Consider the following 232-nt stretch of genomic DNA (forward strand, 5'->3'; position numbering starts at 1 on the left):
TCACGGAAGTACCGCGCGCAACCCATCAAGGTCCCCGTTGTCCCCGCTCCCACGAACAGCACGTCCAGGTCGGGGAATTGATTGGAGATCTCGGGGGCAGTCCAGCGGTAGTGCGCTCCCCAATTGCCGGGATTGGTGTACTGGTTGAGCCAGATGTACCGCTCGTCGGACGCACACAGGTCCCGCACGTGGTTGAGCCGGGCTCCGAGGAAGCCGTCGACGGGATCCGGTT

At 63.8% G+C, this 232-nt stretch carries 1 protein-coding gene; it reads right to left on the minus strand.

Annotation, left to right across the window (positions count from 1 at the left end; all coding sequences use genetic code 11):
• On the minus strand, positions 1-232 hold a 232-nt coding region (locus tag FS787_RS17910), incomplete at both ends, for a pyridoxal-phosphate dependent enzyme (RefSeq protein ID WP_144674651.1).

It is taken from the genome of Arthrobacter sp. U41, assembly GCF_007679325.1.
Classification (GTDB): Bacteria; Actinomycetota; Actinomycetes; order Actinomycetales; family Micrococcaceae; genus Arthrobacter.